The following is a 26,185-nucleotide window of genomic DNA, read 5'->3' as shown; positions in this document are numbered from 1 at the left end:
TCCGAACCCGGAAGCTAAGGCCACCTGCGCCGATGGTACTGCACTCGACAGGGTGTGGGAGAGTAGGACACCGCCGGAACATCATTCGAGAAGACCCCCAGCCTCCGGCTGGGGGTCTTTTTCGTTTTCCACCACGTGAGAACCCTGACATTTTCGGCGTTTAACAGCATGTTCTCGAGGAACTCGTAGTCTGTAGTGAGCGGTGCCGTGGATCATGGAAGTAGGCACCGATGGACAGGAGAGCATTGTGGTGATCGTTGAACCGGCCGCGGCCACTCGTACGGGTTGGCGTCGCCTGTTCCTGCCGGTCACCTACGGGTATGCGGCCCTGCTGATTTCGGTGACGGTGCTGCTGTCGATTCTCAGCGAGGCCACCCAGACCAGGGTGGTGCTGCATGCCAGCACGAATCTGAGCAATCTGCTCGGTGGCCGTCTCGGCACCCTGTTCTCCAGTGCCCTTGTCATCGATGATCTGCAGAGCGCGGCGGTCATCATCCCGTTGCTGGCCTGTCTGCTCGCTCTCGCCGAGCTGAAGTTCGGTGCTTTGCGATTGCTTCGTATTTTCCTGGTCGGCCATATCGGTGCGACGGTGCTGGTGGCGCTCGGCCTGTGGGTGGCGGTCTCCGCGAATTGGTTGCCGGTGGAGGTGACCAAGGTCTCCGATGTCGGGGTCAGTTATGGCGCAATGGCTTTGATCGGTGCGTTCATCGCGCTGGTCCCGTCCCGTTGGAAGCCCACCTGGGCGATCACCTGGCTGGCCGTGGCGGTCGCCGGTGTGGCGATGGGTCGAACCTTCACCAATGTCGGTCACCTGCTCGCGTTTTCGATCGGTCTGCTGGCCGGTTATCGGGTGCTGCGTCGTGGCCGTACCGAATTGCCGAAGTTGAATACCTGGGAGGCCGGTTTGCTGGCCGCTGCCTCGGCGCTCGGCTACATCATGCTGGTCGGTTAATCCGCGAAACCGGCCGTCCCCTAGAGTGCTTGGGTGCGCCTTGTGATTGCTCGTTGCCAGGTCGATTACGTCGGTCGTCTGACTGCCCACCTCCCGATGGCCCGTCGCCTGCTCATGGTGAAGGCGGATGGTTCGGTGCTGGTGCACTCGGACGGCGGTTCCTACAAGCCGTTGAATTGGATGAGCCCGCCGTGCTGGCTGGAGGAGCGCGCGCCGGAATCCGAGACGGCGCAACAGCTTTGGGTGGTCACCAATAAGGCCGGTGAGGAATTGCGCATCACCGTCGAGGAGATCGAGCACGATTCCAAGCATGAGCTGGGCGTGGACCCGGGCCTGATCAAGGACGGCGTCGAAGCGCATCTGCAGGAGTTGCTGGCTGAGCACATCGAAACCCTCGGTGCCGGTTACTCACTCATTCGCCGCGAATATATGACCGCGATCGGCCCGGTGGACATTCTGTGCCGTGACGCCGACGGCACCACGGTGGCGGTGGAGATCAAGCGGCGCGGCGAAATCGACGGTGTGGAGCAGTTGACCCGTTACCTCGAACTCCTCAATCGCGACCCGCTGCTGGCTCCGGTCGCGGGTGTCTTCGCGGCGCAGCAGATCAAGCCGCAGGCGAAGGTTCTGGCGAACGACCGTGGAATTCGCTGCCTGACACTGGACTACAACGCCCTACGCGGCACCGACAGCGACGAATTCCGGCTGTTCTAGGGTTGAGGCATGCCCCGCCGGAAACCTCGCCCCAGGGACTCACAGGCGCGGTCCCAGCCGGACTCGCGCCCGCTCGGTGACGTCTTCGGCCGCACCGAGGACGGTCCCGGCGGCGATGAAACCTACACGGTCCGTGCCATTCCCGGCACTCGAGCCACCAAGTACTACCGCTGTCCCGGCTGCGATCACGAAATCCCGCCCGGCGTAGCACATATCGTCGCCTGGCCCGCCTATGGCGGCGAGGACGATCGCCGGCACTGGCATACCGGTTGCTGGAAGGGCCGTCATACCAGGGGGATAACGCGCCGTTGGTCATAGGAATACGCCCCGTCATCTCGGTGCGCTTTCGACCGGGATCCACTGACAGGGGTGGATCCCGGCCGAAAACATGCCGGGATGACGAGGCTGGGCAATAGGGAAGGCCGCTCCCGGATCGGGAGCGGCCTTCTGGTGTTCGGGTGTCGCCCGGGCGGGGGATGCTAGCCGGAGATGTCGGCGTTCTCGCGCTCTTCGTCGACGATGTCGTCTTCGCGGGTGTCGATGGCCTTGCGGTTGCTCTTGTTCAGCGAGCGCTGTTCGGGGGCGCCGTCCAGGAGTTCGCTTTCGCGGTTGACCGCGGCGAGCATGGCCGGGACCGAGTCGAGCTGGCCGCGGATGCCGAGCAGCTGCGCGAGGACGCGGCCGCGCAGGACGCGCATTTCCTCGGCGAGTTCCTTGGCGTGCGCGATCTTTCGATCGGCGGTGTTGGTCGCCGAGGAGATGAGGCGGTTGGCCTCGTCCGTGGCGTCCTTGATGCGCTGGGCGGCCTCGGCGCGCGAGGTGGCCTCCAGCTCCTCCATGGCGCGGGTGAGCTTGGTGCGGCGCTCGGCCATGGTGACCTCGAAGTCCTGCTGCGCGGCCTTGCGCTTGGCCTCGGACTCCTTGGTGAGGCGATCGGCTTCGGCGTTGGCGGCCTCGACGATCTTGTTGGCTTCGGAGCGGGCGTTGGCGAGGGTCTGCTCGAACTCGATTTCGAGCGCCTCGCGCTTCTCCTTGGTCTCGGAGAGAAGCGATTCGTACTTGCCACGCATCTCGGTCGCCTGCTGCTCGGCGATGGAGATCATCTCGGCGGCCTCGGCCTGGGCCTGCGCGCGCACCTCGGAAGCCTCGTCGGAGGCCAGGCGCAACATGCGGGAGATGCGGTCCGACATGCCTTCCGCGGTGGTCGGCGGCACTGAGAGGCGGTCGACCTCCTTACGGAGCTCGTCGATCTCGTCGCGGGCGTCCTCCAGCTGGGCCGCCAGGTTGCGCGCCTGGGCCGCGGCGGCATCGCGGTCGGTCGCGGTGACCCTTAGCTCGGCGTCGAAACGGTCGAAGTAGTTACGCACCTCGTCACGGTCATACCCCTTCCGCACGACGGTAAAGGGTAGTGCAACGAAGCGATTACGATCGGGCTCAGTGGACGACATGGCACACAAACTACAGCCTGTCGACCACTGATGGTGACCCGACCGCGAATGTTGTTACAGCCTCTTTAGGGTCGCTGATCTCGGTACTAGTGGGTAGTTTTCGCTGCCGGTTCGACGAGTTCGACCAGCACACCGCCAGCATCCTTCGGGTGGATGAAGTTGATGCGGGAATTGGCCGTGCCTGCGCGTGGAGCCTCGTACAGCAAACGCAAGCCCCGTGAAAGCAGATACGTGGAGACAGCCTCGAGGTCGGTGACTCGGAACGCGAGCTGCTGCAGGCCAGGACCGTTTCGGTCGATGAACTTGGCAATCGTGGAGTCCTCGTTGAGCGGTGCCAGCAACTGCAGAGCAACGGACCCGGCCGGCGCCGCCGCATACGACAGCATCGCCTCGTGCACGCCCTGCGCCGCATTGATCTCGCGATGCGTCTCCACCATGCCGAGATTGTCCCGGTACCAGGCGACGGCCGTATCGAGATCGGGCACCGCGATGCCGACATGGTCGACGGCGGTGACGTATTCGGCGGGGATGAATTCGGTGTTCTCGGTGTTGCTCACCCCTCGAACGGTAGCGCGCACCTGGGGAAGGCCGCCCGGGTCGGTCGGGTTACCCTCGGGTAGCGCTCCGATGGTTGGCGGGGCCATGACATTCGACGTAAGCGAGGCACATCGTGACCACCACCGTCATCGTTTCCGGCGCGCGCACCCCGATGGGGAAGCTGCTCGGTTCGCTGAAGGACTTCAGCGGCTCCGAGCTCGGCGGCATCGCCATCAAGGCGGCTCTGGAAAAGGGTGGAGTCGCCCCGGAACAGGTCGATTACGTGATCATGGGCCAGGTGCTCACCGCGGGTGCCGGTCAGATCCCAGCCCGGCAGGCCGCGGCGGCCGCGGGCATCCCGATGGATGTTCCGGCGCTCACCATCAACAAGGTGTGCTTGTCCGGCATCAACGCGATTGCCCTGGCGGATCAGCTGATTCGCGCCGGTGAGTACGAGATCGTGGTGGCCGGCGGCCAGGAATCCATGACCCGCGCCCCGCACATGCTCGAGAAGAGCCGCGAGGGCTTCAAGTACGGCGATGTCACCCTGCGTGACCACATGGCCTACGACGGTCTGCACGATGTCTTCACCGATCAGGCGATGGGCCTGCTCACCGAGCAGCAGAACGATGTCGAGCCGATCACCCGCGAGCAGCAGGACGCTTTCGCGGCCGCCTCGCATCAGCGCGCGGCCGCCGCGTGGAAGAACGGCCTCTTCGAGGATGAGGTTGTGCCCGTTGCCATTCCGCAGCGCAAGGGCGACCTGATCCAGTTCGCCACCGATGAGGGTATTCGCGCCGACACCACCGTGGAGTCGCTGAGCAAGCTGCGCCCCGCCTTCCGCAAGGACGGCACCATCACCGCCGGTTCCGCCTCGCCCATCTCCGACGGCGCGGCCGCCGTGGTGGTCATGAGCAAGGAGAAGGCGCAGTCGCTGGGCCTGTCCTGGATCGCCGAGATCGGCGCCGCCGGTGTCGTCGCCGGCCCGGACTCCACCCTGCAGGATCAGCCCGCCAACGCGATCGCCAAAGCCTGTGCCCGCGAAGGCATTTCGCCTGCCGATCTGGATCTGGTGGAGATCAACGAGGCCTTCGCCGCGGTGGGTATCGCCTCCACCCGCAAGCTCGGCATCGACCCGGAGAAGGTGAACGTCAACGGCGGCGCCATCGCCATCGGCCACCCGCTCGGCATGTCCGGTGCCCGCATCGTCCTGCACCTGGCCCTCGAGCTGAAGCGCCGCGGTGGCGGTGTCGGCGCGGCCGCGCTCTGCGGTGGTGGCGGCCAGGGCGACGCCCTGATCATCCGCGTCGCCTGATCACTCGAAAGATCGGGGCGTGCGGACTTCCCCCACGCCCCGTTTTTCATTCCCTGTCTCCCCTCGCGCCCTGAGGGCGCGTGTGACCAGCTCCACGACACTGTGTCGTAGACCATCCGGCAGAATGGTGGGCATGGGTGACTTCTTCGACCTGAGCACGGTCGCTAAGCGGGTTCGGTTCTTCGGTGTGCTGGAGGCCCCCAGTTGGGTGCTGTTGCTGCTGGGTTCGCTGCTCAAGCGCGCGGATGCGCTGGGTATCGCCGATCAGCCGATCAAGTGGCCGGTGATGGTGTTCGGCATGCTGCACGGCCTGATTTTCCTGGCGTACGCGTTCAGTGTGCTGCTGGCTTCGCGTGAGTTCGAGTGGCCCGCCAAGACCACGGTGCTCGGATTGTTGTCCACGGTAATCCCTTTCGCTTCGGTGTTCTTCGAGCGCTGGGCCATCCGCACCGGTCAACTCGGCGAATTGAGTGAGGCCGCGGCCCCCGCCGCCGCTCGTTCGTGACAGACTGGAAATCGTGACTCGACCCGCGCGACGCCCCTCAGCCGCCGCTGCCGCCGCAATGTCCGGCGCGGTGGACCTGTCCAGCTTGAAGCAGCAGCCGGTGACGGATGTGCCCGGCGGCCATGCCGTCTCCGAGGCCGATTTCGAGACCAAGGTGCTGCGCCGTTCCGCCGAGGTCCCGGTGGTGGTGGCGCTGTATTCGCAGCGCAGCCCGGGCAGTATCGAATTGGTGAAGCTGCTGGAGCAGTTGGCCGCCGACAATGGTGGTGACTGGGATCTGGCGACCATCGAGGCCGAGGCGAATATGCGTATCGCGCAGGCCTTCGGTGTGCAGGGTATTCCGACGGTGGTGGCGGTGGCCGCCGGTCAGCCGCTGGCGGATTTCACCGGTAATCAGCCCGAAGAGCAGGTGCGGCAGTGGTTGTCGGCGGTGGTGGATGCCGTGCGCGGCAAGCTGCCCGGTGTCGGCGCGGGTGACGTTGAGCCCGAGGCTCCGGAGGATCCGCGTTTCGTCGCGGCCGAAGAGGCTTTGGAGCGAGGCGATTTCGCCACCGCGGAGGCCGCGTACAAGGCGATTCTGAATGCCGAGCCCGCGAATGTGGAGGCGAAGGCGGCGCTGCGTCAGGTGCAGTTCATCGCCCGCGTGCAGAAGATCGATCCGTCGGCGATCGCGAAGGCCGAGGCCGATCCGTCGGATTTGGATGTCGCCCTGGCCGCCGCCGATCTGGAGATGTTCAATCAGGAGCCGCAGGCCGCCTTCGATCGCCTGATCGGGTTGATCAAGCGCACCGCCGGTGATGATCGCACCCGGGTGCGCACGCATCTGCTGGAGTTGTTCGAGCTGTTCGATCCGGCCGAGCCGATCATTATCGCCGCGCGCCGCAAGCTGGCCGCCGCCCTGTACTGATTCGCCGCACAGTAGATCAACGGACTGTGCCCCTGCCATATCGGCAGGGGCACAGTTGTTTTCACCCTAGTGCGGTATCCCCGGCCGTAGGGTCGCCGGGGAGCGGCGCGACTACTTGGCCGGGTCAGCCGGCGTGGTCTTGCCGAAGCTGCCGGTTAGGGTCTGCAGCAGCGCCGGCAGCTGCGAGGCCGAGCCGGTGCCGGTCGGGTCCGGCTCGCCGACGGCGACGACGGGGGCCGCGGTGGTGACGGGAACCTCAGCGGCGGCCATGCCCGCTCCGGTGGCGACGATGCCGGCGACGGCCGCACCGATGAACATGGCTGATCCGAGCTTCTTCATGCAGATTCATTCCTCTTCGATGAGATTCGGTTGGGTGGCGGCGCCGTCACGCCAAGTTCACTACACCGCAATATGATTCGGCAGCCCGAGAAGTTCGGGGCAGTCGAATCTGTAACAGCTCGAGTGACCCCGAATGTCGGGGGTTGATCTTTCGGATTGTCGAGATCGGGGTGGCGCGACGGCCAAAAATTAGTAAGCTCGTGCGTATGAATACGCGAACATACGACGAGCTGCTCACCGACGGACCGACGCTGATCTCCCTCGATGCGCGGGCGGTGCGCACCAGCATCGACCTGGTATCGCAACTGACTCCGGCCGACCTGGACGCCCCGACCCCCTGCGCCGGGTGGAGTCTGCGAGACCTGCTCGAGCACTTGATCATTCAGCATTACGGCTTCGCCGCGGCCTCCCGTGGCGTGGACTCGCTCGCACTCTGGAAGCAGAGTCCGCTGAGTCCCGATCCGATCGCCGAATACCGCGCCGCGGCCGAGCACGTGCTGGCGGCCTTCGCCCTGGACGGCGTATTGGAGCGGGACTTCCCGCTGCCGGAGATCCGCGACGGCATTGTCATCCCCGCGCCGTTCGCGATCAGCTTCCATTTCGTGGACTACGTGGTGCATTCCTGGGATGTGGCAAGGACTTTGGGCCTGCCGGTGCAATTCGATGACGAGGTGATCGGGGCGGCGCTACTGATCGCGCAGGCGGTGCCGGGTGGTGAGACTCGCACCCAGGCTGGGGCGGCCTTCGCCCCCGAGGTCATTCTCCCGGACGGTTCAGGGCTCGATCAGGTGCTCGCGCTGTTGGGCCGCTCGTCGAATTGGCCGCACTGATCGGGTGGGCGGTACCGCCGGGACCAGCCACAGTCCGCTGCTGGGCGGCAGTGTGACGAGTGCGGAGGCCGGTCGCCCATGCCAGGTTTCGGCGGTGGCGGTGACCGCGCCCAGATTTCCGATGCCATTGCCGCCGTAGGCGATCGCATCGGTATTGAGTACCTCTCGCCATTCGCCGGCGGCGGGTAGTCCGACGCGATAGTCGCGGTGTTCGGATCCGGAGAAGTTGTAGACGCAGGCCAGAATCGAGCCGTCCACGCCGTAGCGCAGGAAGGACAGCACATTATTGCCGCGGTCGTCGGCGTCGATCCAGGAGTAGCCGCCGGGTGAGGTGTCCTGGCTCCAGAGCGCGGGCGTGGCCCGATACTGCTGGTTCAGGTCCCGTACCAGGCGGTGAATCCCTTGGTGCAGTGGGTTTTCCAGTTCGTACCAGTCGAGTCCGCGATCGTGGTCCCATTCCCGGAACTGCCCGAACTCCTGCCCCATGAAGAGCAGTTGTTTGCCCGGATGCGCCCACATGTAGGCGAGTAGGGCGCGCACCCCGCTGGCTTTGGTGAAGTCGTCGCCGGGCATGCGGGTCCACAGTGTGCCCTTGCCGTGCACGACCTCGTCATGGCTGATGGGCAGGACGTAGTTCTCGCTCCACGCGTAGGTGAGCGAGAAGGTGATCTCATTGTGGTGCCAGCTGCGGTGCACGGGATCGTGGGCGAGATACCCGAGGGTGTCGTGCATCCAGCCCATATTCCATTTCATGGTGAAGCCGAGCCCGCCGACCTCGGTGGGCCGGGTGACTCCGGGCCAGGTGGTGGATTCCTCGGCCATGGTGACCACGCCCGGATGGTGTTTGTGCACGGTGGCGTTCATTTCCTGCAGGAACGCCACGGCTTCCAGATTCTCCCGGCCGCCATGGATATTGGGTTCCCAGTCGGGGCGGGAGTAGTCGAGGTAGAGCATGGAGGCGACGGCGTCCACGCGCAGGCCGTCGATATGGAATTCCTCGATCCAGTAGTGGGCATTGGCGACCAGGAAGTTGCGCACTTCGCGGCGGCCGAAGTCGAAAACGTAGGTGCCCCAGTCGAGTTGCTCGCCGCGGCGCGGGTCGGGATGCTCGTAGAGGGCGGTGCCGTCGAAGCGTGCCAGGGCCCATTCGTCGCGCGGGAAGTGCGCGGGTACCCAGTCCAGCAGGACGCCGATTCCCTTGCCGTGCAGGTGATCCACGAACCAGCGGAAGTCGTCGGGGCTGCCGAAGCGGGCGGTCGGGGCGTAGTAGGAGGTGACCTGATAACCCCAGGATCCGCCGAAGGGATGTTCGGCGATGGGTAGCAGTTCGATATGGGTGAAGCCTTGCGCGGCAACATATTCGGCGAGTTGTTCGGCGAGTTCGCGATAGCCGAGTCCGAGCCGCCAGGAGCCGAGGTGCACCTCGTAGATGCTCATGGGGGAGCGGGTGGGATCGTGTGCGTCGCGGGCGCGCAGCCACTCGGTGTCTTCCCAGTGGTGCGCGCTCTCGGCGACGACAGACGCTGTGGCGGGCGGGATTTCGGTCGCGAAGGCGAATGGATCGGCGTGATCCACCGTGCGCCCGTCGGCCCCGTGTACCCGGTACTTGTACTTGGCTCCCGCTTCGATGCCCGGCAGGAACACCTCCCACACCCCGGATCCGCCGAGCCGTCGCATGGGTGCGGTATTGCCGCTCCACCCGTCGAAATCTCCTATGACGGCGACCCCGCGCGCATTCGGTGCCCAGACCGCGAAGGCTGTCCCGGTCACTTCGCCGTCGAGGGTGGTGTAGCGCCGTGGATGCGCGCCCAGCACATCCCAGAGTCGTTCGTGCCGGCCCTCGCCGAGCAGGTGTAGGTCGAGTTCGCCGAGCGTGGGCAGGAACCGATATCCGTCGGCATCGACCACGGTGCGCCCGCCGGGATACGAGGTGACGATCCGGTAGTCCCACAGGTCCGGAAACGGCAGCACGCCTTCGAATATCCCGTGTTCGACGTGTTCGAGGGCGTGATCCTGCCCGCCGATGCGCGCCGATACCGTCTCCGCGTGCGGGCGCAGCACCCGCAGTACGGTCCCTTCCGGATGCGGGTGGGTACCGAGCACGGTGTGCGGATCGGGATGCGTGCCCGCCGCGAGCAGCAGCAGATCACGCCGGTGCATCAGAATGTGCTCCGATAGGAGAGTTCGGTGCGCGCGGCGGCGGGTACGGGCGGCAGGACGAGAATGTGCGCGACCGCGCGGGCGGGGTCCAGGCGCACGAAATTGTTTTGCCCCCAGTGGTATTCCTCGCCGCTGATCTCGTCGAACACCACCGGCCGGTCATGCCATTCGCGGCCGATGGCGGGTAGATCGAGGGAGATGTGCCCTTGCTCGGGGCCGTACGGATTGAGGTTCACCACCACCAGTACGGCATCCCCGGTGGTGGGGTCGATCTTCGAAAAGGCAAGCAGCGCATCACTGTCGGTGTGATGGAAGTGAATACAGCGCAGCTGCTGCAGTGCGGGGTGTGCGCGCCGGATCTCATTGAGCCGGGTGATCCACGGCTCCAGGGATTCTCCGCGTGCGGCGGCCTCGGCGTAGGGTCGCGGCCGCAACTCGTACTTCTCGGAGTTGAGGTACTCCTCGCTACCGGCTTGCACCGCTTGATGTTCGAAGAGCTCGAAGCCCGAGTACACGCCCCAGGTCGGCCCCAGGGTGGCGGCGAGTACCGCGCGAATGGCGAACATGCCCGGTCCACCGTGCTGCAGCGTCTCGTGCAGGATATCCGGGGTATTCACGAACAGATTCGGCCGCGCCTCATCGGCCTTGGCCGCCAATTCCCTGCCGAATTCCTCGAATTCGTGTTTATGCACCCTCCAGGTGAAGTACGTGTACGACTGTGTGAACCCGCGCCGCGCCAGCCCGTAGAGCCGTGCGGGCCGGGTGAACGCCTCGGACAGGAAGATGATCTCCGGATGCTCGCGCCGCACCTGCGTGATCAGCCACTCCCAGAAGTCGGCGGGTTTGGTGTGCGGATTGTCCACGCGAAATATGGTGACGCCCAATGAGATCCAGTGCCGCACCACGCGCAGCACCTCGGCGTACAGTCCGTCCGGATCATTGTCGAAATTGACCGGGTAGATGTCCTGGTACTTCTTGGGCGGGTTCTCCGCGAAAGCGATGGTGCCGTCCGGCAGGGTGGTGAACCACTCCGGATGCGCCGCCACCCACGGATGGTCGGGTGCGCACTGCAATGCCAGATCCAGGGCCACCTCCATGCCCAATCCCCGTGCGGTCTCGACGAATTCGGTGAAGTCGGCGGCGGTGCCCAGCGCCGGGTGGATGGCGTCATGTCCGCCGTCCGCCGAGCCGATGGCCCACGGTGATCCCACATCGCCGGGTTCGGCGGTCAGGGAGTTGTTGCGCCCCTTGCGATTCACCGTGCCGATCGGATGGATCGGCGGCAGGTACACGACATCGAATCCCATGGCGGCAATGCGCGGCAGATCCTTCGCGGCGGTGGTGAAGGTGCCGTGTACCGGCTTCCCGTCGGCATCCCGGCCGCCGGTGGATCGCGGAAAGAACTCGTACCACGCGCCGTACAGCGCGCGCTGCCGCTCCACCAGGACGGAGAACTGCGGCCCCTGCGTCACCATTTCGCGAAGCGGTGTGGCACGAAGGATTTCGCTCACCTCGGCGCTGAAGGCCGGACCCACTCGCGCGGGCAGTTGGGCGTCACCGCGCAATGCCGTTGCGGCCGTGCGCAATACCTCCCACTGCTGCTTCGGCACCGCCTGTGCGGCCCGGTCCAGCAGTCGCGCACCGATTTCCAGATCATTGGCCAGATCGGTCGCGCTCTGGCCGACCGAGAGCTTGGCCTCGACGGCGGACCGCCAACTGGCGAGCGGATCACTCCACCCTTCGATCCGATACGTCCATACCCCCGGCTTCCCGGGCGTGAAGGTGGCATTGAAGACATCGGGCTGATGGTCCGGCGTCATGCGAATCCGCTGGGTGCGCGCGGATCCAGGGGCCTTCACCGCGAGCGTGGCGGCGACGGTGTCATGTCCCTCCCGCCACACCACGGCGCGTACCGGGAAGACCTCTCCCACGACGGCCTTCGCAGGCCGGCCGCCGGGTATCGCGGGGGCGGTGTCATCGATGGCGATGCGGCCGGTCACCCGTCCGAACTTACCGGGTGCGCCCGCTCGCCGATGTCCCGCCGTGGCCGGAGCTCGTTCCGGTCGGGTTACTGCTGTCCCGGCTTGAGCATGAGGAACAGCCCGTGCGCCTCGCAGCAGAGGCGGTCGCCGTCGTGCAGGGTGGCGCGGACGAACACCTTGCGGCCCTCGACGCGTTCGACCCAGCCGTGCAGCTGCAATTCGGTGTTCAGTGGCGTGATGGACCGATAGTCGACGTGCAGGAACGCGGTGCGGGTGACCGCGCGCGTATTCACGGCCGCGGTCATACCGAGCAGATCGTCGAAGCCGAGCGCGATATGGCCGCCGTGTGCCGCGCCATTTCCGCCGAGATGGAAGGTGCGGAACGTGATTCGCGCGTGCACGCCCTCCGCGTCCGCCTGATCCACCTCGAAGGGCGGCAGGGTGATATTGCCGCGGGCGGGCAGGTCGTTGCGGTGCCAGCTGGGCGCGGACCACTCGTCGACGACCACCTCGTCCAGCCGGTCATTGAGCTTCTTCAGCTCGTCGATGGTTTCGAGCGCGACCTCATCGGTCGGATCGGCGAGTCGCACCCGGTCCATCAGGCTGCGCACCTGCTCGATGAACTCCCCGTAGTGCGGTCCACCCTTGGTGTTGTCCCGGCCGAGTTCGGCGATCGGTCGGAACCCGCCCTCGTGATGCTCCGGGGACGGAAGTGCCTCGACCTGCTGCTCGCTCATGCGAACACGTTATCGGTTGCCACCCGGATGCTCCCCCTTGGGTTGTGCGTGATGCATATCCGACTTATCGCGGCGCGCGAATAAGTGCCCCACCGCCGGAGGCGCGGCGCGGCGAAAACGGACCCAGTAGGGTTTTACGGGTGAAGGCATTGCGTCGTTTCACCGTCCGCGCTCATCTGCCCGAGCGGCTCTCCGCGCTGACCGAGCTGGCGACCAATCTGCGCTGGTCCTGGGACGGGCCGACGCAGGATGTGTTCGCCGAGCTCGATCCCGCCCTGTGGGTGGAGGTCGGGCGGGATCCGGTGCGCATGCTCGGGGAGGTGCCCGCCACACGGCTCGACGAGGTCGCCGCGGATGCGGCGTATACCCGGCGGGTGGATGCGGCCGCCGCGGATCTGGCCGACTATCTGGCCCGGCCGCGCTGGTTCCAACGGCAGGAGCAGGGGCCCAAGGGGATCGCGTACTTCTCGATGGAGTTCGGTGTCACCGAGGTGCTGCCGAATTACTCGGGCGGGCTGGGGATTCTGGCGGGCGATCATTTGAAGGCGGCCTCGGATCTGGGGTTGCCGCTCATCGGTGTCGGACTGCTGTACCGGTCCGGATACTTCCGGCAGTCGCTGACGGCGGACGGCTGGCAGTCCGAGCACTATCCGGCGCTGGACCCGCAGGGTCTGCCGCTGCGACTGCTCACCGATGGTGGCGCACCGGTGCTGATCCACGTGGCCATGCCCGAGGGGCGGGTGCTGCGGGCGCGGGTGTGGATCGCGCAGGTGGGCCGAATTCCCCTGCTGCTCTTGGACTCCGATATCGCCGAGAACGATCCCGAGCTGCGCGCGGTCACCGACCGGCTGTACGGCGGCGATCAGGATCACCGCATCAAACAGGAGATTCTTGCCGGTATCGGCGGGGTGCGAGCGGTGCGCGCCTACACCGGGGCGTACGGCCTGCCCGATCCCGATGTGTTCCATATGAACGAGGGCCACGCGGGCTTCCTGGGTATCGAGCGCATTCGCGAATTCATGGTCGCCGGAATGGATTTCGATGCCGCGCTGACCGCGGTGCGCGCCGGCACCGTCTTCACCACGCACACCCCCGTCCCCGCCGGTATCGATCGTTTCGCGGGCGCGCTGGTGCGCCGCTACTTCGGCGGCGCGCACGGTGAACGGGAATCGCTTGTGCTGCCGGGTGTTTCGGTGGATCGCATTCTGGCCATGGGGCGCGAGGCCGATCCGTCGGTATTCAATATGGCGCACCTGGGGCTGCGACTCGCACAGCGCGCCAATGGCGTATCGAAACTGCACGGCGAGGTCAGCCGGGATATGTTCGCCCCGCTCTGGCCGGGGTTCGATGCCTCCGAGGTGCCGATCGGTTCGGTCACCAATGGTGTGCACGCACCGACCTGGGCGGCGCGCGAATGGATCGACAAGGCCCGTGAACTCATCGGCGATGAGCTGGTCGAGGAGGCGCGCGGCTGGGAGCGGCTCTGCGATGTGGATCTGCGCGAACTGTGGTCGACCCGAAATGCCCTGCGCGGCATCCTCGTCGACGAGGTGCGCCGCCGCGTGCACGCCTCCTGGCTGGAGCGCGGGGCGGCCCCGGCCGAACTCGGCTGGATCGACGAGGTCTTCGATCCGCGGGTACTGACCGTCGGCTTCGCCCGCCGCGTACCGACCTACAAGCGCCTCACCCTCATGCTCCGCGATCCGGAACGCCTGCGCGCCTTGCTACTTGATCCCGAGCGCCCGGTGCAGCTGGTCGTGGCGGGCAAATCGCATCCGGCCGATGACGGCGGCAAGGCGCTCATCCAGCAGGTGGTGCGCTTCGCCGACGATCCGGAGGTCCGGCATCGCATCGTCTTCCTGCCCAACTACGACATGTCCATGGCCCGCTACCTGTACTGGGGTTGCGATGTGTGGCTGAACAATCCGCTGCGCCCCCTCGAAGCCTGCGGCACCTCCGGTATGAAGTCCGCGCTCAACGGCGGTTTGAATCTCTCCATCCGGGACGGCTGGTGGGATGAAATGTACGACGGTGAGAACGGCTGGGCCATCCCGACCGCCGACGGCGTGCGCGATGATCACCGGCGCGACGATCTGGAAGCCTCCGCGCTCTACGAATTGCTGGAACGTGCTGTGCTGCCGCGCTTCTACGACCGCGATCACGATGATCTGCCGGTGCGCTGGATGGAGATGGTTCGCCACACCCTGCGGACGCTGGGGCCGAAAGTATTGGCCTCCCGCATGGTTCGCGATTACGCGGTGGACTACTACGCGCCCGCCGCCGCAGCCTTCACGGCGGTATCGCAGCACGACTTCAAGGGCGCACGCGACCTCTCGGAGTACCGCCGCCGTATCGAATCCGCCTGGCCGACAGTGCGAGTCGTGCAGGTCGACAGTTCGGGCCTACCCGATACCCCGGTCATCGGCGCGAATCTGGCTCTGCGCGCCCGCATCGACCTCGGTGGTCTGAGCCCGGCCGATGTGAGTGTGCAAGCCGTACTCGGCCGCGTATCAACCGCCGACGATCTCTCGGATGTCCACACCACCCTCATGGCCCACACCGGAACCAACTCGGGCACAGAGGTTTTCACCGTCGAAACGCCCGTCCCCCTCTCGGGTGCGGTCGGCTACACCATCCGCGTCCTCCCGAGTCACCCGCTGCTCGCCTCCGAGTCCGAGTTCGGCTTGGTCGCGACCCCGAGTCCCTAACCCGCCTGTCCCAGTGTCCGTTTGAGGATCTTCCCGGTGGCATTGCGGGGCAGCGCGTCCAGGAATGTCACATCGCGGGGCACCGAGAACCGGCTCACCCGATGCCGGATGTAATTGCGCACCATCTCCGAGTCCAGCCCGGATCCGGGGCGCTTGACCACGAAAGCCGCCAGCCGCTGGCCGAATTCGTGATCCGGCACCCCCACCACGGCGACCTCGCACACCTGCGGCAGGTGGGAGAGCGCCTCCTCGACCGAGCGCGGGAAGACGTTCTCACCGCCGGAGATGATCATCTCGTCATCGCGTCCGGCCACGAACAGCTTCCCCGACGCGTCCAGGAAGCCGATATCGCCGGTGTCCAGCATGCCGTGCGCCTCCTCGGGCGGCGTGGCATCGGTATAGCCGTCGAAGAGCATGTGATTGCCGACGAAGATCCGCCCGGTCGCACCGACCGGCAGAATCCGCTGATCCGGGCCCAGCACACCGATTTTCGTACCGAGAGGCGGCCGCCCGGCGGTGGTGGGGGACATGCGCAGATCGGCGGGATCGGCAATGCTGGCCCAGGACACCTCGGTGGAGCCGTACACGTTGTAGAGGATGTCGCCGAAGGTGTCGAGAAACTGCAGTACGGTCGCGCCCGCGAGCGGAGCCCCGCAGCTGGCAACGATTTTCAGGCTGGACAGGTCGTAGCGTGCCCGCACCTCCTCGGGCAGATCGAGGATCCGGTTCACCATGATCGGCACCACGATCAGCGCGGTCACCTTGTGTTCGGCAATGCGCCGCAGGCAGTCCTCGGCATCGAAGCGGTCATTGAGCAGAATCGTGGCGCGAATGGCCGTCGAGATCTGTAGCGCCGCCAGTCCCCAGGTGTGGAACAGCGGTGACGGAATCATCATGGTCTCGTTGACACCGAACGGGATTCGCGACAGCAGTGCCGCGACCGTCCCGAAGCCCTTGGGGTGCGGTCGCCGTGCCCCCTTGGGCGTTCCGCTGGTTCCGGAGGTGAGCACGATCAAGCGCCCCGGTCGCGCCGCTTTCTTCGCGGTCGGCACGCGCATGGCGATGAGGTCCTCGATGGTGGTGCGCCCGGGCTCGGGCGGATGCTCATCGGTGGTGAAGCGTGGCAGGTCCGCGGGCAGATATCGCACCAGATGCTCGAATTCGCTGTCCACGAACAGCGCCGTGAGCGCATGCCGCTGCACGAGCTCCTCGATCTGCCGCGCGGGCAGCCCGGTATTGAGTAGTACCGCGTCCGCGCCCGTCTTGCCCGCGGCCACCATGGCCTCGACCATGCCGGCGTGATTGCGGCACAGCAGCCCGACCGCGGTACCCGTGCCGAAGCCGAGCGCGCCCATCGCTCCCGCCAAAGCGGTACTGCGCGAATGCAATTGCTCGAAGGTGCTGGCGGACCGGTCGTCCACCACCGCCAACCGGCCGGGGGAGTGGGCCGCGGCGGCGGCATACCCGCCCGCCAGGCTGAAGCCCCATTTGGCAAGGCTGCCAATCTGTTTCAGCCCCACATCGGGCCGGTAGGTGTGTACCACCCCGGAGGTGACCATCTGCCTGGCCACGCTCGCCCGCAGTTTCATCGGCGAGTCCTCGCCGTTGATGATGGTCGCGGTCGTTGCGCCGGTGATCATTTCGGCCGCGCGCTTCAGTCCGGCCAGCGTCCAGGCCGTGGCCGCCGAGTTGGGCAGTTGCGCGACCACCGGATGTACCAGTGCCGCTTTGAAGTACGTGACGCAGACACGGGTCTTGTCGCCGATCTCGCGCAGCCGCACGACGGCGAAACTGCCGGTGTCCGCGCAGTGCAGTTCCAGGCTCTCGTATTCGCGTCCGATCCGCAGTTGGAGCTCCAGCGTGCGGATTTCGATTCCGGCACCGCCGACACGCAGATTCAGCGTAGGGAATTCCTCGGCCGCGTCACGTTCTTCGCAGGCGCCGATTCCACGGAAGAGCCGCGGATAGGACTGTGGCTCGACGAGCACATCCCAGAGTGATTCGCGACTGATCGCGAACTCGGCGATCGCATCGATGACATCGGTAACCACGCGTATGCAATTCTCGTCTGCCGGTTCGAATCCTCCACCCCCGGATTACGTATTTGTAACGTCCCAGACAGCAAGGCGCAAGCCTTTTCGACTACCGGTGGGTAATAAGTTTATTTGCGCAGTAATTGCGCAACTGCTGCCGCGAACACAAGGTGTTGGCAGGTGCGATAGCTCACAATTCGCCGGGTCGGATGAACTTCCGGCGAACGCGACAAGTACGGTGCCCACGGCACCACTCTGACCTCCCCCGCCGACTGGAGACCACACTCATGAGCACCGACGTCCTGTCGCGCACCAAGGGGCGCGTCGACGCGTACTTCGGCATCAGCCAACATGGTTCGACCGTCAAGCGTGAGCTCATGGCCGGAACGATCACGTTCCTCGCCATGTCCTACGTCCTCGCGGTGAATCCGGCCATCCTCGGCGACCACGGCGTGCTCGGCGACAAGGGTATGCCGACGCAGGCGGTCTTCACCGCGACCGCCGTCGCCGCCGTAGTCGGTACGCTGGTGATGGGCATCTGGGCCAAGTACCCGGTGGCGCTCGCGCCCGGTATGGGCCTCAATGCCTTCTTCGCGTACACGGTCATCCTCAATATGGGTATCCCGTGGCAGGAGGCGCTCTCGGGCACCTTGCTCTCGGGCATCATCTTCTTCGTGCTGGCCGTCACCAAGGTCCGCGAGAAGATCATCGACGCCATCCCGCTGCAGATGAAGCTGGCGGTCGGCGCGGGCATCGGTATGTTCGTGGCCTTCCTCGGGCTCAAGAACGCGGGCATCGTGGTCGCCAGCGACGCGACCTTCGTGCATCTGGGCGACTTCCACAAGGGCACCACGCTGCTGGCGCTGTTCGGCCTGCTGGTGACGGTCATCTTCCTGGTGCTCGGCTGGCACGGCGCGGTGCTCTACGGCATCCTCGGCACCACCGTTCTCGGTATCGCCACCGGCCTGGTGAACCTGCCGAATTCGGTGGCTGCGCTACCGCACGGCCTCGACCAGACCTTCGGCCAGGCCGTCATCCATCTGCCGGACGCGTTCACCGGGCAGATGGTCATCGTGGTGCTCACCATGCTGTTCGTCGACTTCTTCGATGCCTCCGGCACTTTGATCGGGGTGGCCAATCAGGCCGGACTACTCACCAAGGAGGGCAAGCTGGAGCGCGCCGGACAGGCTCTGGCCGCCGACTCGGTCGGTACGGCGGCGGGCGCGATCATCGGCACCTCCACCACCACCGCGTATGTCGAATCCACCGCGGGTGTTTCGGCGGGCGGTCGCACCGGTCTGACCGCGGTCTCCACGGCCTGCTGGTTCCTCGCGGCCATGTTCTTCTTCCCGCTGTTCGCGGTGGTCGCGGATGTGCCCTCGGTAACGGCTCCGGCGCTCATCGTGGTCGGCGTGCTCATGTCGCGGTCGCTCGGTGATATCGATTGGAGCCGTTTGGAATACGCGGTTCCGGCGTTCATCACCGTGATCATGATGCCGCTGACGTACTCGATCGCGAACGGTATCGCCATGGGGTTGCTATTCTACCCGGTGGTCATGGTCGCGAAAAAGCGTGCGCGCGAGGTGCATCCGGTGATGTGGGTGCTGATGGCGGTCTTCCTGTCGTACTTCTGGTTCCTGGCCGAGTAACTCAGGTCACATATTCTTTCTTGGCGGGCGGCGGAATAGCCTGTCGCCCAGCCCGGTTAGCACCCACTGTCGATGCGATGCGGACCACGGTCCGTTTTCATAGGAAGAGGGACCATGACACCTGCCGCGCGAAATGCGCTGGACGCCACGGCTTCCGATATCGGCCTGCTGGTGGCCCGTGTCGGATTCGGCGGACTGCTCGCCGTGCACGGGACGCAGAAACTGTTCGGCTGGTTCAACGGCTACGGGCTGAGCGCCACGCAGGCGGGCTTCGAGGCCATGGGCTACAACCCCGGCAAGATCTTCGGCACCCTCGCGGGCCTGAGCGAACTGACCGGCGGGCTGCTGCTACTGCTCGGCCTCTTCACTCCGCTGGCCGCCGCGATTGCCTTGGGCACCATGCTGAATGCCGTCAATGCGACTTGGCACGGCGGGTTCTCGGCCTTCGAACCGGCGTTGCTGTTCGCGATCATCGCGGCGGGGCTGGCGTTCACCGGGCCGGGCCGGTTCTCCCTGGACTCCGGTCGGCCGTGGGCTCGGCAGGGTATCGCGTGGGGCGCCGCCGCGGTGGTGCTGGCGGTCGTGGCCGCACTGATTACTCTCGTATTCAAGTGGGCGCTTTAAGTTTCGGGTCCCCGCGCCGCGTGCAGGGCTTGGCGCGGGGACTATGACACATCCGATGTGGGAATTGGGGGGTCACCGGAGCATCGCAAGCCAATTTACTTCTGTTCGGAAGTAAGGACCACCCGTGTGAGTGTTCTCACACGGGTGTTTTGTTTTGCGAAACATTCTGTGTCAAACGCTCCAAAGCCTTTGTCACCACCTTCGGATCGGAAGTTTCCCAATAAGGAGGTAGTGACGCGCGCAAATATCCGCCATATCTGGCGGTTGCGAGACGTGAATCCAGAATAGCGATTACACCGCGATCATCCACACTGCGCAGCAGCCGGCCCGTACCCTGCGCCAGCAGCAGCGCCGCGTGATTCGCGGCCACCGACAGAAAACCATTGCCGCCCCGCGATTCCACCGCCCGCTGCCGTGCGATGAGCAGCGGATCGTCCGGGCGCGGGAACGGAATGCGGTCCAGAATAACCAGACTCAGCGACGGACCCGGCACATCCACGCCCTGCCACAGCGAAAGTGTCCCGAACAGTGAGGTTTCCGGATCCTCGGCGAATTTCTTGACCAGCGCGCCGGTGGCGTCATCGCCCTGGCACAGCACGGGTGTGTCCAGTCGCTCCCGCAGAATTTCGGTGGCGGCCTTGGCCGCTCGCATGGAGGAGAACAGGCCGAGGGTGCGGCCATTGGCGGCGGTGATCAGCCGTTCGATCTCATCCAGATACGCCGTCGGCAGGCCGTCGCGGCCGGGGGCGGGCAAATGCTTTGCCACATAGAGGATTCCGGATTTCGCGTGATCGAACGGGGAACCCACATCGACCGAATTCCAGCGCAGCTTGGCCTCATCCGACGGGGCTTCGATACCGCTGGCGAGCGCCGGATCGACCTTGGCGGAGGATTTCGGCGGCAGGCCCCAGGTCACCGCGAGATTGTCGAAGGAACCACCGACCTGCAGCGTCGCCGAGGTCAAAACCACTGTGGCGGTGGCGAACAGGCGACTGCGCAGCAGCCCGCCCACCGACAGCGGAGCCATGTGCAGGGTGCGGCGCGGGACGCCACGCATCTCGTCCACCGCCAGCCAGACGACATCGCGGTGCGCGGCCGGATCGGGCTCGTCGTAGGTGGTGAGCACGCGCACGGCGGCATCGTGCACCTCCTCGATGGCCGCCAGGGCCTGATTGCGCGCGGCCGCGCCCTCGGGATCGGCCTGTGCGTTGTTCGCGCCCTGCGGGGCCAATGCGGTGCGGGCATTCCACGCGGCATCGCGGATCAGCGCCAAAACCGGTGCGGCACCGTCGGGTAGACGATCCCAGCGGCCGGGGTTCAGCTCGTCGAGCAGCCCGTGCCAGGCTTCGGCGGCGCCTTCGAGGCGATCCACCTCCTGCTCGTCGATGAGTTTGGTGCAGCGTTTGGCGGCGGCGCTGATCGAGGCCGTCGACAGCTCCGCGGTGGCGACACCGGTGACCCGGTCGACCAGTTCATGCGCCTCGTCGATGACGACGACATCGTGTTCGGGCAGCACCTGGATTCCGCTGATGGCGTCGATGGCCAGCAGCGCGTGATTGGTGACCACCACATCCGCGCTCCCGGACTCCGCGCGCGCCTTCTCGGCGAAGCAGTCCTGGCCGAACGGGCAGCGCGACTTCCCCACGCACTCACGAGAACTCACGCTCACCTGTCGCCAGGCGCGATCGCTCACGCCCGGTGTCAACTCGTCCCGATCCCCGGTCTCGGTATCGGACACCCACTCGTGCAGCCGCTGCACCTCGCGCCCCAGCCGCGAGATGGCGAACGCGTCGAACAATTCCGCCTCGCCGGGCTCGTCCGGAATAGCGCTATTGATCTTGTTCAAACACAGATAGTTATTGCGCCCCTTGAGAATCGCGAACTGCGCCACCCGCCCCAGCGGCTCCGCCAGCGCCTGACTCAACCGCGGCAGATCCCGATCCACCAACTGTCGCTGCAACGCGATCGTCGCAGTGGATACCACCACGGTCCGCCCGGTCCGCACCGCATGCCGCAAACTCGGCACCAGATAAGCCAGCGACTTCCCCGTCCCGGTCCCCGCCTGCACCGCGAGATGCTCCCCGGTATCGATGGAGTGCGCGACAGCCGCGGACATGGTCTGCTGCCCCTTGCGCTCCTTACCTCCCAGCGCCTCGACGGCGGTGGCCAATAGCTTCGGGACTGGAGGGAGTTCAGGCACGGCGACCACGGTACTGCGCCCGCCCGACAACCCGCGCGCAAACCTCGGTGCGCCGACCATCCCCCGTCATCCCGGCATGTTTTCGGCCGGGATCCACGTAGCAGTCGATGACAGTGGTGCTCAGCTCTCCAAAGTGCCCGCGAGTTCGACGCCGGAGGCCCGAAGCTTGTCGAGGGCGGTTTCCAAGGTGACGGGGGAGACGGCGGCGGTGAGGCCGAGCAGGACGCGGGTGTCGAAGCCCGCCGCCCGGGCGTCCATTGCGGTGGCCCGGACGCAGTGGTCGGTGGCGATGCCACAAACGTCGACCGCGTCGATGGCATGCGCGCGCAGCCAGTCGGTGAGCGTGGTGGAACCATCCGAGGCGGTGCCTTCGAAACCGGAGTAGGCGGCGGTGTACGCGCCCTTGGAGAAGACCTCTTGGATCGGGGTGGTGTCCAGGCCGGGGTGGAAGTCCGCGCCGGGTGTCCCGACCCGGCAGTGCGGCGGCCAGGTGTCGACGTAGTCGGGGTGCTCGGAGAAGTGTGCGCCGGGGTCGATGTGGAAGTCGCGGGTGGCGACCACCGCGGTGTAGTCCGAGACGCCGAGGTATTCGGTGATCCGCTCGGCTACCGCGGCCCCGCCCGCGACAGCCAGCGATCCCCCTTCGCAGAAATCGTTCTGCACGTCGACGACGATCAGAGCTCGGCTCATGACGACCTCCCGGGGGCCAGGGCGAACCGCGACGGTTCGCGCTCGTATTGCATTGTGCCGCCCGACCTGCCCTGGTCGCCATCCAGTGGAGTCGTCCCCGTCGGCCGGTGGCTTCGGCCGCAGGTCCGGCTATTTGACGAAGGTGGTGGGGATGGCGGGGTCGCCGTCCGAGAGTTTGAGGCCCTCCCAGGGAAGGCTGATCAGCCCGCGTGCCACCAGTTCTCGGCTCTCGGTGAGGGTTGGCAGGCCGTCCAGCACCTCGCCGCCGCGGACCAGCGGGATTTGCAGGTCGCGGACGTCGTGGCCATTGGGTTCGGGGCGGGTGCCGGTCGCCGGGTAGACGATCTCCTCGACCAGGGTGCCGGTGCGCCGGGACAGGCGCACGGCCTTCTTGGTGCCGCCGCGAGACTCCTTGTGGGAGCTGCGTTTTGCCACCGGGACACCCTCGACCTCGACGAGCTTGAAGACCATGCCCGCGGTCGGCGCGCCCGATCCGATCACCAGTGCGGTGCCGACGCCGTAGACGTCCACCGGTTCGGCGCGGAGTGCGGCGATCGCGTATTCGTCCAGATCTCCCGACACCACGATCCTGGTGCGCACCGCGCCGAGCGTGTCGAGCTGTTTGCGGACCTGCCCGGCCAGCACGCCGAGATCACCGGAATCGATTCGCACACCGCCCAATTCGGGTCCGGCCACCTTGATGGCGGTGGCCACGCCGCGGGTGATGTCGAAGGTATCGACCAGCAGGGTGGTGCCCACGCCGAGCGCGGCGATCTGGCTGCGGAAAGCCTCGGCCTCGTGTTCGCCGTCGGATCCGCTGTGCAGCAAGGTGAATGCGTGCGCGCTGGTGCCGGCGCCGGGAACTCCGAAGCTGCGCACGGCTTCCAGGTTGGAAGTGGCGTCCAAACCCGCCAGGTAGGCGGCGCGCGAGGCCGACGGTGCGGCGAGCTCATGCGTTCGGCGCGAACCCATTTCGATCATGCGCCGCCCGGCGGCGGCGCTCACCATGCGCGCGGCCGCGGCGGCAATCGCGCTGTCGTGGTTGTAGATCGAGAGCGCGAGGGTCTCCAGCAGGACGCATTCGGCGAAGGTGCCGCGCACGGTGAGGATGGGCGAACCCGGGAAGTACAGCTCGCCCTCGCGGTAGCCGTCGATATCGCCGGTGAAGCGATAGTCGCGCAGCCAGCGCACGGTGTCGGCGTCCAGGAATTTCTCCACAATCGCGAGTTCCGGTTCGCCGAAACGGAATTCGCGCAGCGCCGCGACCAGCCGCCCGGTTCCGGCGACCACGCCGTACCGTCTGCCGTGCGGCAATCGCCGGGCGAATACCTCGAAGGTGCAGCGCCGCTGCCCCGATCCGTCAGCCAGCGCCGCGGCGAGCATGGTCAGCTCGTACTGGTCGGTGAGCAGTGCGGTGCTGGTGAGCCCGTCAGCGATCATCACAGTGCCTATCTTGCCCTGCGCTTCGCTCCGGGCGGGTTCGCGGCCCTGAGAGTCCCGAACCTTCCCTCCCTTCGCTCCTCCGCTTCGCTCAGTCCAGAACCGGGACGGGCCGCGAACCTTGGGGCTGGTCTCTGTCGTGCTGGGGTCTCGTGTTGGTTGGGCGTGTCGTGCTGTTGTTGTTTCTTCGGAGGTGAGTCGTACCCTGGACGTTATGGGTCTGTGCACAGAAGATGCTGTCCGGATTGCCGCCGGTCCGGTCGGCGCGAATGGGACGGTATCGGCGGCACAGGTGGTACTGGGGGCGTCCCAGGCCATGCCGGAGGCGGTCGAATACACCGAAATCCTGGAGGCGGAGGACCGCCCGTGGGTAACGGTCGTTTGGGACGATCCGGTCAACCTCATGCACTACGTGACCTACATCTTCCAAAAGCTGTTCGGCTATAGCAAAGCCAAGGCAACCGAACTCATGCTCAAGGTGCACAACGAGGGCAAAGCCGTGGTGTCCTCCGGCTCCCGCGACAAGATGGAACACGATGTGCAGCGCCTGCACGCGGCCGGACTATGGGCGACCATGCAGCGTGACCAGTAACCCGGGCGACTACGGTGAACCCGTGCGGAAGTGGAGCAGGAAGAACTCCCTGGGCGGGCTGAAACTCCGCTCGGAAATGGACGCCCACGAGGCGGAGGTGCTGCGTTCGCTGGTGGGCGCGGTGACCGGTCTACTCACCGATCGAGCCCGTTCGGCCCCCGAGGACGATCTGGCCGCGCTCACCGGGCTACAGGTCGGCAACTCCACCCCGCCCGACGATCCGCGACTCGCGCGGCTGCTGCCGGACTTCCATCGCAGCGAACCCGGTTCCCCCGACGCCGAGCGCGCGGACCTCAACAGCGCCCTGCGCGGCCTGCACGAACCGGACATCATCGAGACCAAGGTCGCCGCCGGACTGGTGATTCTGGAGACCCTCCCGCCGCAGGGCGGCAAGATCATCATCACCCCCGAGCAGGCCGACCACTGGCTCAACGCGCTCAATGACGTCCGCCTGGCATTGGGCACCGCACTCGATATCAATGCCGACACACCCGATGAGTTGGACGAGGACGACCCGCGCGCGGCCAGCCTGGACGTCTATCACTGGCTCACCTGGATGCAGGATTCGCTGCTGCAAGCGCTCATACCCTGATCTGCCCGCGATACCCTCGCCTCGGAGGTGCACACCGTGAACAGTGTTGCGGGACCGAATAATTCGATCACCGATGTGGCGGGCGTACTGGTCGGACACCGGCACGAGATCGATCCGAAGGCGACCCTGGGCTACGGCGCGGCCACCGGCTGCACCGTACTCCGCGTCCCCGGCGGCGCGACCGCCTCGGTCGATGTGCGCGGCGGCGGACCCGGCACCCGCGAAACCGATCTGCTCGATCCCGGCAATACCGTGCGGCAGGTGAATGCCGTATTGCTCACGGGCGGAAGCGCTTACGGCCTGGCCGCCGCCGACGGGGTGATGCGCTGGCTGGAGGAGCACCGGGAGGGCATCCCGATGGATCCCGCCGATCCCGCGCGCGTCGTCCCCATCGTCCCCGGCGCAGTGATCTTCGATCTTCCGGTGGGGGCGTGGAACATTCGGCCCACCGCCGACTTCGGATTCCTGGCCGCCGAGGCCGCCGCGGTCGAATTCGCCCGTGGCTCGGTGGGGGCCGGGGCGGGCGCTCGCGCGGGCTCCATCAAGGGCGGGGTGGGCACGGCCTCGGTGCGCTTCACCGACGGCCTCGCCGCCGGAATCACGGTGGGGGCCTTGATAGTTGCCAATCCGGTCGGCTCGGTCTTCGACCCGCGCACCGGATTGCCCTGGGGCGCGGGCACGGACGGCCCGGACCACTTCGGCCTGCAACCGGTAGCCGGGGACCGCCTCGCCGCCGCGAACGCGCTTCCGGTGAAGGGCACCGTCCTCAACACCACCATCGGTGTGGTCGCGACCGATGCCGCACTAGATCCGTCCGCCTGCCGCCGCCTGGCCACCACCGCCCACGACGGCCTGGCCCGCGCCATCCGCCCCGCGCACTCACCTTTGGACGGCGACACCCTCTTCGCCCTGGCCACCGGCGCGGCCGATCCGGCCCCGGCCTTCCCGCTGCCCCCGGCCTTCCCCGCCGATCTGCTCCTGCTCGACCAACTCTGTACCGCGGCCGCGGTCTGTGTGGAGCGCGCCATAGTCGACGCCATCCTGTCGGCCACCTCGGTAGCCGGAATCCCTTCCTACACAGACCTCTTCGGCGGTTAGCCCCGGCGCCGCGATCGTCCGGCCGCTCCACACCCGGGGGTGTGATCTCCTCGGCCGGGAATAGGTGAATATTCTGGCCTGTTGACGACAGCGTTTCGACGGTCCGTATTCCCCCGGCCGTTTCGAGCGGTGA

Annotated in this window: 23 protein-coding genes; 13 read left to right on the top strand and 10 right to left on the bottom strand. The window is 66.3% G+C overall.

Features of this window, described 5'->3' with window-relative positions:
* Nucleotides 1-214: 214 nt before the first annotated feature.
* From GFY24_RS38640 to GFY24_RS42690, 3 genes are read left to right on the top strand one after another with little or no spacing between them, the layout of a single operon-like run.
* Nucleotides 215-952, top strand: coding sequence for a rhomboid family intramembrane serine protease (locus GFY24_RS38640; RefSeq protein ID WP_153810073.1), 738 nt, complete (start codon nt 215-217; stop codon nt 950-952).
* A 33-nt stretch (nt 953-985) separates the two neighbouring features.
* Nucleotides 986-1,666 carry an endonuclease NucS gene (gene nucS, locus GFY24_RS38635; RefSeq protein WP_309231867.1) on the top strand — a complete coding sequence of 227 codons (681 nt, stop codon included), beginning with the start codon at nt 986-988 and terminating at the stop codon, nt 1,664-1,666.
* A gap of 9 nt (nt 1,667-1,675) precedes the next feature.
* A complete protein-coding gene (locus GFY24_RS42690; protein ID WP_228567082.1) occupies nt 1,676-1,984 on the top strand; it encodes an ATP/GTP-binding protein in 309 nt (102 codons plus the stop codon).
* 161 nt (nt 1,985-2,145) lie between these two features.
* Here GFY24_RS42690 and GFY24_RS38625 read toward each other — a convergent pair whose 3' ends face one another.
* Complete coding sequence (locus GFY24_RS38625) at nt 2,146-3,114, bottom strand: hypothetical protein (protein WP_153810071.1); 969 nt, start codon at nt 3,112-3,114, stop codon at nt 2,146-2,148.
* 86 nt (nt 3,115-3,200) lie between these two features.
* A complete protein-coding gene (mce, locus tag GFY24_RS38620) occupies nt 3,201-3,671 on the bottom strand; it encodes a methylmalonyl-CoA epimerase (protein ID WP_309231866.1) in 471 nt (156 codons plus the stop codon).
* Between the two features lie 113 nt (nt 3,672-3,784).
* Here mce and GFY24_RS38615 point away from each other — a divergent pair, with 113 nt between their 5' ends.
* The 3 genes from GFY24_RS38615 (at nt 3,785) to GFY24_RS38605 (ending at nt 6,378) form a co-directional block, all read left to right on the top strand.
* A complete protein-coding gene (locus tag GFY24_RS38615; protein ID WP_309231865.1) occupies nt 3,785-4,966 on the top strand; it encodes an acetyl-CoA C-acetyltransferase in 1,182 nt (393 codons plus the stop codon).
* Nucleotides 4,967-5,099: 133 nt separating this feature from the next.
* Nucleotides 5,100-5,471: a DUF3817 domain-containing protein gene (locus GFY24_RS38610; RefSeq protein WP_153810069.1), complete on the top strand. Its 372-nt coding sequence runs from the start codon at nt 5,100-5,102 to the stop codon at nt 5,469-5,471.
* A 58-nt stretch (nt 5,472-5,529) separates the two neighbouring features.
* Nucleotides 5,530-6,378 (top strand): tetratricopeptide repeat protein, encoded by an 849-nt coding sequence (locus GFY24_RS38605; protein WP_153810087.1) that lies wholly within the window; start codon nt 5,530-5,532, stop codon nt 6,376-6,378.
* A gap of 111 nt (nt 6,379-6,489) precedes the next feature.
* Here GFY24_RS38605 and GFY24_RS38600 read toward each other — a convergent pair whose 3' ends face one another.
* Entirely contained in the window at nt 6,490-6,717 is a 228-nt protein-coding gene (locus GFY24_RS38600; RefSeq protein WP_153810068.1) for a hypothetical protein, read from the bottom strand.
* 206 nt (nt 6,718-6,923) lie between these two features.
* On the opposite strand from GFY24_RS38600, the gene GFY24_RS38595 reads away from it, so the two are divergent.
* Nucleotides 6,924-7,547, top strand: a complete 624-nt coding sequence (locus GFY24_RS38595; RefSeq protein WP_153810067.1) for a TIGR03086 family metal-binding protein — start codon at nt 6,924-6,926, stop codon at nt 7,545-7,547.
* Here GFY24_RS38595 and glgB read toward each other — a convergent pair.
* The 3 genes from glgB to GFY24_RS38580 form a co-directional block, all read right to left on the bottom strand.
* A complete protein-coding gene (glgB, locus tag GFY24_RS38590; protein WP_153810066.1) occupies nt 7,491-9,707 on the bottom strand; it encodes a 1,4-alpha-glucan branching protein GlgB in 2,217 nt (738 codons plus the stop codon). The two genes, GFY24_RS38595 and glgB, sit on opposite strands and share 57 nt — an antisense overlap.
* Complete coding sequence (locus GFY24_RS38585) at nt 9,707-11,707, bottom strand: alpha-1,4-glucan--maltose-1-phosphate maltosyltransferase (RefSeq protein WP_309231864.1); 2,001 nt, start codon at nt 11,705-11,707, stop codon at nt 9,707-9,709. The genes glgB and GFY24_RS38585 overlap by 1 nt, the downstream gene beginning before the upstream one ends.
* 68 nt (nt 11,708-11,775) lie before the next feature.
* Nucleotides 11,776-12,426, bottom strand: coding sequence for a PaaI family thioesterase (locus GFY24_RS38580; RefSeq protein ID WP_153810065.1), 651 nt, complete (start codon nt 12,424-12,426; stop codon nt 11,776-11,778).
* Nucleotides 12,427-12,566: 140 nt separating this feature from the next.
* Here GFY24_RS38580 and glgP point away from each other — a divergent pair, with 140 nt between their 5' ends.
* The gene (glgP, locus tag GFY24_RS38575) at nt 12,567-15,134 is read left to right on the top strand and encodes an alpha-glucan family phosphorylase (RefSeq protein ID WP_309231863.1); all 2,568 of its coding nucleotides are present in this window, start codon (nt 12,567-12,569) and stop codon (nt 15,132-15,134) included.
* Here the strand turns inward: glgP and GFY24_RS38570 are convergent.
* Entirely contained in the window at nt 15,131-17,185 is a 2,055-nt protein-coding gene (locus GFY24_RS38570; RefSeq protein WP_309231862.1) for an AMP-binding protein, read from the bottom strand. The two genes, glgP and GFY24_RS38570, sit on opposite strands and share 4 nt — an antisense overlap.
* 269 nt (nt 17,186-17,454) lie before the next feature.
* Between GFY24_RS38570 and GFY24_RS38565 the strand changes: the two genes are divergently transcribed.
* Together GFY24_RS38565 and GFY24_RS38560 are read left to right on the top strand one after the other, a co-directional pair.
* Nucleotides 17,455-18,816 (top strand): NCS2 family permease, encoded by a 1,362-nt coding sequence (locus tag GFY24_RS38565; protein WP_153810064.1) that lies wholly within the window; start codon nt 17,455-17,457, stop codon nt 18,814-18,816.
* 114 nt (nt 18,817-18,930) lie between these two features.
* Nucleotides 18,931-19,440, top strand: coding sequence for a DoxX family protein (locus GFY24_RS38560; RefSeq protein WP_153810063.1), 510 nt, complete (start codon nt 18,931-18,933; stop codon nt 19,438-19,440).
* 136 nt (nt 19,441-19,576) lie between these two features.
* Here the strand turns inward: GFY24_RS38560 and GFY24_RS38555 are convergent, their stop codons facing one another.
* The 3 genes from GFY24_RS38555 to GFY24_RS38545 form a co-directional block, all read right to left on the bottom strand.
* Nucleotides 19,577-21,640: an ATP-dependent DNA helicase gene (locus GFY24_RS38555; RefSeq protein WP_309231861.1), complete on the bottom strand. Its 2,064-nt coding sequence runs from the start codon at nt 21,638-21,640 to the stop codon at nt 19,577-19,579.
* A gap of 120 nt (nt 21,641-21,760) precedes the next feature.
* Entirely contained in the window at nt 21,761-22,330 is a 570-nt protein-coding gene (locus tag GFY24_RS38550) for an isochorismatase family protein (RefSeq protein WP_153810061.1), read from the bottom strand.
* A gap of 129 nt (nt 22,331-22,459) precedes the next feature.
* Entirely contained in the window at nt 22,460-23,770 is a 1,311-nt protein-coding gene (locus tag GFY24_RS38545; RefSeq protein ID WP_153810083.1) for a nicotinate phosphoribosyltransferase, read from the bottom strand.
* Between the two features lie 316 nt (nt 23,771-24,086).
* Between GFY24_RS38545 and clpS the strand changes: the two genes are divergently transcribed.
* From clpS to GFY24_RS38530, 3 genes are read left to right on the top strand one after another with little or no spacing between them, the layout of a single operon-like run.
* Nucleotides 24,087-24,362: an ATP-dependent Clp protease adapter ClpS gene (gene clpS, locus GFY24_RS38540; protein ID WP_228567085.1), complete on the top strand. Its 276-nt coding sequence runs from the start codon at nt 24,087-24,089 to the stop codon at nt 24,360-24,362.
* A 22-nt stretch (nt 24,363-24,384) separates the two neighbouring features.
* Nucleotides 24,385-24,954, top strand: a complete 570-nt coding sequence (locus GFY24_RS38535) for a DUF2017 domain-containing protein (protein ID WP_309231869.1) — start codon at nt 24,385-24,387, stop codon at nt 24,952-24,954.
* Between the two features lie 36 nt (nt 24,955-24,990).
* Entirely contained in the window at nt 24,991-26,052 is a 1,062-nt protein-coding gene (locus GFY24_RS38530; protein ID WP_309231860.1) for a P1 family peptidase, read from the top strand.
* Nucleotides 26,053-26,185 lie beyond the last annotated feature (133 nt).

The sequence above is a fragment of the Nocardia sp. SYP-A9097 genome, from assembly GCF_009649815.1.
Taxonomy (GTDB): domain Bacteria; phylum Actinomycetota; class Actinomycetes; order Mycobacteriales; family Mycobacteriaceae; genus Nocardia.
Note: the sequence above shows the minus strand (reverse complement) of the source record. Positions and strands in the feature narration are given on the sequence as shown.